The following is a 1051-nucleotide window of genomic DNA, read 5'->3' as shown; positions in this document are numbered from 1 at the left end:
AGGATAAGGCGTCTTTTAAATTATCGTAAAGCTTATTGCATGTAGGGCACCTATACCAGGTTTCAATGTGCGCCATATTATTAACCCTCCTTGTTCTCCAGATCTTCTCCGCCGTTAACGCGCCACTATGGCGCACCGTGTTTAGCTCTCCCAAATTTTAGCCGGCCTTTAATGAATCTAACCTCGGCTTTGCCTAAGATGAGAATAAGGTCTTAGATACCATCAGCTCCACCTCACAGCTAACGTCTTTTCTTTTTCGGGGCGGGCAGCGTCTTGCCCCCACCAAGGCCGCAGGCCTCGCAGCTCTCGGCTCTTTTGTCACATCTGAATTTACACGGCTCACCAACGCGAAACCGGCAGCGGCAACTTATCATTTTTCCCCTGATCCCGACCGGTAAGTTAACCCCAGGAATCGTCACGGTACGCGGCCCCGTGTTGCCCTGGCTGCCGCAAGTCTCGCGTCCAGCTCAGCGATCTCATCAGCCACCGCGAGCAGCTTATGGTCGATATCCGCACACGACAGATCCACCAGCTTCGTTTCGGCTGCAATCCTTTCCTTGAGTCCCAAGACACGCTCCGTCTGGACCCTGCAAATAGTCAGGTTAACCTCCGGGCTGAACCCGAAGTCAATATCGACCAGAGTGATCAGCTTGTCTGCGGCGATGTTATAAATAAAGAAAATATCATCCAGCACCCGGTACTGTACCGGCTCGCCGTTTTCTTCTTCCTCGTGCACGACAGCCGCCTTGTCAAAGGCCGCTTGTATTTCAGTGTCTAACTCTTCCGGGACCATGCTGGCCGCACCGGGGTTAACCCTTTCTATCCAACGTTTGCGGGGATGTTTCCCGATAATCACTGAATCTGCCTCCAGTGCGGAGCAGCCAACAGGGCGGCCACCAGGTAGCCGGCCACAAAACCGAGAAACCAATGCGCCCAGTAAGTGCTCATAACGTTTTTAACCCGGCCCAACCATGCCGGCATGCGGTAGCGGAAGTGTCTCCTTGACTTTTGCTTCGGCGGAGCCAGTAAAATCTCCAGCTCTTTGGATGAT

Annotated in this window: 2 protein-coding genes; both read right to left on the bottom strand. The window is 53.2% G+C overall.

The features are described 5' to 3' along the window. Positions 1-415 precede the first annotated feature (415 nt). A complete protein-coding gene (locus Pmgp_RS19245) occupies positions 416-856 on the bottom strand; it encodes a hypothetical protein (protein WP_134216299.1) in 441 nt (146 codons plus the stop codon). After that, a partial coding sequence (locus Pmgp_RS19970) for a hypothetical protein (RefSeq protein ID WP_192903042.1) occupies positions 853-1051 on the bottom strand: 199 nt, incomplete at its 5' end. The genes Pmgp_RS19970 and Pmgp_RS19245, both read right to left, overlap by 4 nt.

The organism is Pelotomaculum propionicicum, assembly GCF_004369225.1.
In the GTDB taxonomy this organism is placed as follows: domain Bacteria; phylum Bacillota; class Desulfotomaculia; order Desulfotomaculales; family Pelotomaculaceae; genus Pelotomaculum_B; species Pelotomaculum_B propionicicum.
This window is presented reverse-complemented; position numbering and strand designations above follow the sequence as displayed.